This window comes from Mycobacterium sp. (assembly GCF_049281135.1).
GTDB lineage: Bacteria > Actinomycetota > Actinomycetes > Mycobacteriales > Mycobacteriaceae > Mycobacterium.
This window is the reverse complement of record NZ_JBAPRN010000117.1, coordinates 1-6858: the sequence shown is the minus strand read 5'-3', so window position 1 is coordinate 6858 and position 6858 is coordinate 1. Positions and strand designations below refer to the sequence as shown.

General features: G+C 61.7%; 6 protein-coding genes and 1 tRNA gene. 3 read left to right on the top strand and 4 right to left on the bottom strand.

The annotated features are described in order from the left end of the window. Nucleotides 1-846, bottom strand: an 846-nt coding sequence (locus tag WAN02_RS04660) for a LysR family transcriptional regulator (RefSeq protein WP_422263006.1), incomplete at its 3' end; no start/stop codon positions are given. Nucleotides 847-1138: 292 nt separating this feature from the next. Here WAN02_RS04660 and WAN02_RS04655 point away from each other — a divergent pair. Further along, nucleotides 1139-1489, top strand: a complete 351-nt coding sequence (locus tag WAN02_RS04655; RefSeq protein WP_422263005.1) for a DUF732 domain-containing protein — start codon at nt 1139-1141, stop codon at nt 1487-1489. A gap of 463 nt (nt 1490-1952) precedes the next feature. On the opposite strand, the gene WAN02_RS04650 is transcribed toward WAN02_RS04655, so the two are convergent. Then, a complete protein-coding gene (locus tag WAN02_RS04650; protein ID WP_422263007.1) occupies nt 1953-3056 on the bottom strand; it encodes a cytochrome P450 in 1104 nt (367 codons plus the stop codon). 1021 nt (nt 3057-4077) lie between these two features. Then, nucleotides 4078-4566 (bottom strand): DUF4352 domain-containing protein, encoded by a 489-nt coding sequence (locus WAN02_RS04645; RefSeq protein WP_422263004.1) that lies wholly within the window; start codon nt 4564-4566, stop codon nt 4078-4080. Between the two features lie 389 nt (nt 4567-4955). Here WAN02_RS04645 and WAN02_RS04640 point away from each other — a divergent pair, with 389 nt between their 5' ends. Next, the gene (locus WAN02_RS04640; protein ID WP_422263003.1) at nt 4956-5669 is read left to right on the top strand and encodes a hypothetical protein; all 714 of its coding nucleotides are present in this window, start codon (nt 4956-4958) and stop codon (nt 5667-5669) included. Nucleotides 5670-5832: 163 nt separating this feature from the next. Here the strand turns inward: WAN02_RS04640 and WAN02_RS04635 are convergent. Further along, nucleotides 5833-5915, bottom strand: a tRNA-Leu gene (locus WAN02_RS04635). A gap of 235 nt (nt 5916-6150) precedes the next feature. On the opposite strand from WAN02_RS04635, the gene WAN02_RS04630 reads away from it, so the two are divergent. Then, nucleotides 6151-6858 (top strand): DUF3662 domain-containing protein (locus tag WAN02_RS04630; protein ID WP_422263002.1); only part of this gene is annotated, 708 nt, incomplete at its 3' end.

Sequence of the window (6858 nt, the reverse complement as noted above, 5' to 3'; positions counted from 1 at the left end):
GCGCAAATCGAGCTGGGAAACATCGACTTCCCACAGTCGGCCAGCTGCCAGATCGTCTGCTACGGCAAACCGACTCATCGCGGCAGGCCCTGCGCCCGCAAGGACGGCAGCGCGCACAGCGCCCGCGGATGGCAATTCAAGTACGGGCGGCGCTTGTTGCACCTCCACGCCCAATGCTCGGCGCAACGCCACAGCGAGCGAATCGCGGATGCCTGCTCGGGGTTCCCGACACACTAGTGATGTTTGTGCCAACTCGAGCGCGCTAACGGCGCGCGACTGCCGCGCCCACTGGTGATTTGGGGACACGACGACGACCAACTCGTCGGTGCTCACTACGCAGTGGCTTAAACCTTCCGGCGGTTCCGGAGTCTCTACGAAGCCGAGATCGACGGCACCGTCACGCACCAAGGCCGTTGCGTACGCGCTGTTAGCTGCGGCCAGATCGATTCTGGGCACTGTTTCGTTGCGCCGGGATGCCGCCGCGCGCAGCGACAACAGCCAGTGCGGCATTAGGTACTCAACTATCGTGGGGCTGGCCACAACCGTGAGCCGCTGAGTGCCTTCATTTCGCAACGAGCCAAGCGCCGTGTCGATGTCGTGGGCTACCTCGAGCAGTTGTGAAGCCCATCCGGCCAGAGACGTGCCTGCCGGAGTGATCTGCGATCCGCGTGTAGTTCGAATAGCCAGTGTCACACCGGTTTTAGCTTCCAGTGCAGCCAATCTTCTAGAGACGGCTTGCTGGGTCAGTCCCAATTCGCGAGCAGCGCCACCCAGGCTACCCGCCTGCGCGATCGCAACGAAGACCTCCAGCGAGTCGAGGTCTGGCATGTGAGCACTGAGCACCATAACTACTGTATAAAAGCATATTTAGCTTGTGGCTTGCTGGGAGTTAAGTGCCGACCTCAGACCTCTTGCCGGTGGTGTCACGCCTAAACCGGTTGACGTCACAACACATAACGGTCCACCGAGCGGGATGCTTGAGAAGGGTGCGGCCGTCTTGTGACGGTGGTGTCACACCCAAATCGGTTGATGCCACAACAGATAGCCCTCTACCGGAGCGCCGCGCAGAAGCGGACGATCAAACGAGGTGATCCGATGTCCGCGGTACCAGCTACATGGAGTGAACAGGAGGGTTCTCATGATCGGAAAGGTTCTCGTCGGTGCCGTTGGAGCCGTCATTTCCGTAGGCCTGGCCGCGCCGGCCGGCGCGAGCCCGGTACCGCCACCCCCCACACCTCAGGATTTCTTGGCCGCCGCACGCGCGGCGGGCATCACCGGAACGGATCCGGCGATGCTGGAAGATGGCTACAGCGTGTGCAGGAGATTGTGGGTCCGGCAGATGCCGGGTACTCAGATCGCCGCTGGCCTGGTGCAAGATCATCCACAACTGACCAGCGACGAAGCGGGACAGTTCGTCCTGGCCGCATACCACGACCTGTGCCCGCAGCCGACCGGGGACTACGACTACTGGGCATACAGTACCAGCTGAAATTCGTTGCGCTGCAATATAGTGCGGCGCACTACTGCGAGGCGCGTCGCGTGACGGCTTATCGGACGCGTCTACGGCTGCGCCCTACTGCGCGTGGCGATTGACGTAGACGCGCCGCAACGATAGCGTCGCGAAACGCCCTGTTCTATGGCATCTGAGTTCCGCCTTGTCGGCGGCCACACCAAGGCACTGTCCGAGTTCGCCCCATGTACGCTGCGCACGAATATGATTCGCCCCAACTACGGCGCTGCCGTGATCGCGCGCACACCGATCGGCACCCGACCCTGGGACTCTCGCCCACACGAGTCGAATGTCACCGGTCTCACCTGGCTGGATATTCCAAAGGGCTGCGCGCGCAGACCCGCCAGAGTTACCGCTGCCAGATTGCCACTTTAGCTACTGGTCGACGACGCGGGCAGCTGCGTAGTGAAAAAGCAACTGCCCGCGGTCGTCGGCATCGCATCTAGTGTTGCGCCGCTGCTGGTCGAGTAAAGCTCAGCGGAAGCGTCGTGAGCGCGAAATACGTGGACGGAAACTTGACTTCGGGGACATAGTCGGGTGGCAGCTCGAAATCGGGTATCTGCTTTAGCCATTCGGTGAGTACCGCGCTCAGCTGGATCCGAGCCAGGTGAGACCCAATGCAGCGGTGCGGGCCACCACCAAACCCCCAGTGGCGGTGTATTTTTCCGTCCATAACCAGCTCGTCGGTGGATATCGGATCGCGGTTGTCGCGATTGATCGCGGCTGTGCACAACCGCACCGGCGTACCGGGAGGAAGCGTCATGCCACCGACTTTGGCGAAGTCGGTGGTGACTCGGGCAGCCATCGGCGCCGCGGGCTCGAGTCGCACGATCTCTTCGATGAACGCCCCGATCTGACTCGGGTTTTCGCGCAGATCTTTGCGTAGCTGCGGTCCGCGCGCCAACTCGAGCAAAGAGAACCCGATCGCCGCGGCGACCGTGTCGAGACCGGACAACACGATCAGGTGGCACATGCCGAGCAGTTCGCGATCCGTCAGTGCACCTGGGCCGCTCATGATTTGCGACAGCATGTCAGAGCCCGGACTCTGCCGACGTTCCTCGATGGCCTTGGCGAAGTATGACAACAGCTCATATCCCTCGGGCTTGCCATCGACCGCGGCGTCTTTCCAGGCGATCAGGTCATCGCGGTCTTTCGCGGGCAGCCCATACAGCTCCATGAAGACACCGAATGGGTAGCATCGCGCGAGGTCCGCCATCGCGTCGCATTTGCCGTCACGCGCAAGGCCGGTGATGATGTCGGCGGCATATCTCTCCATGATGGGTCTGGATTGCATCAAAGCCTGCGGGCTGAAATACGGCTGGAGGATTTTGCGGTAACGAGTGTGCTCGGGTGGGTCGAAGGCCGACGGAAGCACGGGCACCGGGCTGCCGGGCGGCTGCAACGCCAAATGCGCGGAGAAAAGATTTGGGCTGCACAACGCGGCCAGCACATCCTCGCGGCGGGTCAAGTAGTATGCGCCGTTCATAAATACAACCGGTCCGGCATCTCGTAGCATCTTCCAGCCGGCGCCGCGGTCGGCAGACATCGGTAGCGCGGTGAATTCCAGCCGCGGCAGATAGAAGGCGGCCGGGTCGCTGCTGCCAAAGGCGCTACTGCCGTAGGCGCCGGTGACAAGCTTGTCAAGCGGTTTGCTTGCTTCTGAATTTTGTTTTCGTGCAACGTTGTTCACGGAATCTCACTTCTCGCTTTTTACGGATAGGGCAGACGAACTTGTGCGCGCAGCCATGACCCACTCCGGGAGTTGGCCCGGAAAATTGGTCTGGTGCGCAGGGTTTCGTGTCGTCTGGCCGTATCGGAAGCGCCGGTGATGCATGCGTGCGATCAGCACCCGCACGAGTGCCGGCGTCTGCCTTCGGGTCGAGGCTGCAGCGCTAAGGAGAGTAGTTCTGCCTTGACGTGCTCAGGCCCGAGCCAAACGGCACGAGAGCCGTTCGGCCGACCTCAGCAGCGGATGATGCAGAAAAGGGATGGCGTATGTCGGTTGACAGCATTTGCCATCGAGGCACTCCCCAGGGCGCCGCGCGGCTGAAATCGTGCTGCAGCAAAGGTCTTCGGCAACACCGACCAGTCACTCTGCGGCGACACCGGATCCCAGTTCGACGGTAAGTCGTGGGTCATCCACACATAGCGAAACGGCTTCCGCGAAATCGGGGCCGAATGAGCCCGGCTGCCGGATCTCAGATAATTCAACGCTGGTCTAACGCTGAGCGGGTGCGAGTGGCTGTAATCGGGCTGGACATCCCTGACGGTATGAGCCCATGCTGCCGGCTCCGGAAGGCTGTTCGCGGTGTAGTGCGGGCGCAACGCGGACCCAGCGACCAGCGCGAGAAACAAGGTCAACGCACAAACCACCGCCGCGGCGTGTTCTCGCCGCCGAGTCTTGGCACTACGGCGCCCGTCCATTGTGCAGAAAGCTTATAAAACCAGCCCCGGGCAGCAGCGCCCCAAAGGGCTGTGAAATTGCTGCACATTTTCTGGGGCTTTACCCTGTGGAGCGCACGGACGGCGATGCCGGTAGCCCATACGGACTGCGCAATCAGCCTCTGTTAGCTGGGCGGAGTTGAGGATGAAACCTGCGACTGCGTCAGATTCACCCGTGCTCCCGGAGTATCTGCCGACTCGCGTAGCAAGATCCGGGTGGGCCGCACACCGGGAGGCACGTCGAATGCCAGCCGGACGCTCACTTGAAGCCCTGGGTCAATCTTGTTGACTGACGTTGGTTCCATGAGGGCCGCCGAATGCCCCCGCCCATCGCTCTCCTTCAGCGACTGAGCGGCCATCTCGAAAACCCGCGGCTCTGTTCCGAGATTCCTGACTGCCATCGACACGATCAACCAGACACCCCGGGCACTGGTGTAGGCGAAGGTAGGAGACGAGCTGACGTCGTTGACGATGAACGCGAACTTTCCATCAACGACTTCTTGCCCCACCCCGGGCGATTCGGAAGTCTTGTGGAAGAAGCCGCACGATGCGAGAAACACCACGACTGGCACGAACAGCAATGGAGCGAGCTTGCCACGGCCACCGAAGGACATGCGGCTAAGAGTATTTGGGTTCTGGCGCCGCACTACGCGCTTCTGATGCAGTTCACTTTACGTTCGTCTCGCGGTTGGCCCGCTACCGACTGATTGCATCGCGATGACGCTTTGAGAGGCCGCCCAGGCTACCGATCACCTGGGCAGTCTGCTGACGTCACCCCGGTTCGTTGCTGTGATCCGCTATTTAACGAATGCTGAACGAGTAAGCGGCCCAACTCGTAGGTGGGCTTCGGCAAACTGTCGGTATGAGACGCTGCAATCGGTTCCGTCGTGATGGATCGGCATGCACCAACCAGACCGACAACGCCGACGGCTGGTGCCGCAAGCCAAATTGCGCAGGATTCACACAGTCCGACCCGCCGCCCCCACTGACTCCAGGGCCTGCCGTGCCCGACGCGAGCGTCAGACAAATCCCTGAAACGCAGCACCTCACACCCGGCGACTTCACGATCGACGACGTTGGCGATATCGATATCTCGAGGCGTGCAATCGACCAATTTCGATCCCGCCACGGCGGCAGCGTACGAGAAGCAGAACTGCAGTTGCGGAACATGCTCGAAGACTTCGTCGTGCTGTCGGCTCCATGGAAGTCAAGGAACGGTCGCCTAGTGGTGACCTGGCGAGGCTATTCCCTCGTCTTGACTCCCACCGGCGACGAAATCAACAGTTACTCCACGAATCACCGTGAACGCACGTGGGAGCAAGTCAAAACCGGCGTGCCATCTCGGGTTAGCGCCAAAAGCCGTCGCGGACCATCAGGCAGCCTTCCAGAGCAGGGTCATAACGTCGAGTTAGCTGATTTCCCTGCCGCTTTCAACCCTGCCACCGTGCATCTGACCGCACTGGCACGCATACGCTACGAAAAGATCGCCGCCCTAGAATCGGCATCTGACGAAGAACTCGACACCGCCATCCGGGCAGCGTTAACTGAGTCCAACCCCGGCAACGTCACACGACTCGACAACGCGTGCTTCGAAATCGCAGCCGCAAACCGCATCTGGATTGTCTCGCCGGACTGCCAAATGATCAGAACCGTCAAAAACGCCACGCCCGAGCACCCCCCTGCGGCGGTCGCGCACCCGACCACCGAGCGGCTGTAGTCGAGCAATTGACCACGGGCCATTTATCCGGAGAGGCGACGCCTCATCCTCACAGAGGACGAGCGTCATTCGGCGAAATTTACGAGTCCGCTTCAAACACTAAGGTCACGCCCTCTTTCGAGTTCGTGACCTTTTGCGTCTGACTTCGTAGACCTGCTCTCTGTGGGCGAAGGGGGACTTGAACCCCCACGTCCCGAAGGACACTGGCACCTGAAGCCAGCGCGTCTGCCATTCCGCCACTCGCCCTAAAACAACCGGTGGAGCCTACCACTGTAGTAGCGGGCATCTCCAAACCGCACCGGTGCCGCCGAGCGCACTGGACGCCGTTTGACCTGGCCCGATTCGATTCTCAGAGTTCTGGAGGTGCCGCTGCGCAGCGCTTGCCGGATAGCATGCTGGATACGACACGCGTGATGCGACACGCCGGAGCATCGTCCGCCGTGCAGCACTGAGCGACAAGGACTGAGGCGGGCGCTGATACATGAGCAGCCAAAGGGGGCTAGTCCAGCGCATCGAGCGCAAACTCGAGGTCTCCGTCGGCGATGCTTTTGCCCGAGTCTTCGGTGGATCGATCGTCCCGCAAGAGGTCGAGGCGATGTTGCGCCGGGAAGCCGGCGAGGGAATTCGCCCCGTCGCAGGCGATCGCCTTTTGGCTCCCAACGAATACATCATTACCCTCGGTATGCACGACTACCAGAAAGTGGGCGCCGACCCGGACCTCACTTCGGACGCTTTCGCAAAGCACTTGGCGGAATACATCGGCGAACAGGGGTGGCAAACATATGGTGACGTGGTCATCCGGATCGAGCAGTCGGCGAACCTGCACACCGGCCAGTTCCGCACCCGCGGCGCTGTCAACCCCGATGTCGAGCCCCGGCCAACAGCCGGCGAGCTCGCCCCGCCACAATCAGATCGTGCGTTCAGCGCAGAACCAGGAGTACCAGCGATGAGTGAGAATTCGAGCTACGGCGGCGGCCAGGGGCAGGGGCGGCCCGGCGACGACTACTACGACGACCCCCACGCGCATCCGCATGACGACCCGCATGCCGCACCCGATCCGCGTGCCGGGTATCAGCCGGAACCCGGTGGCTACCCGGAGCAGCGTGGCGGTTACCCCGACCAACCCGGCTACGGCGCACCCGACCCACGCGGCGGCTACCCCGAACAGGGCGGCTACCCCGACCAACCC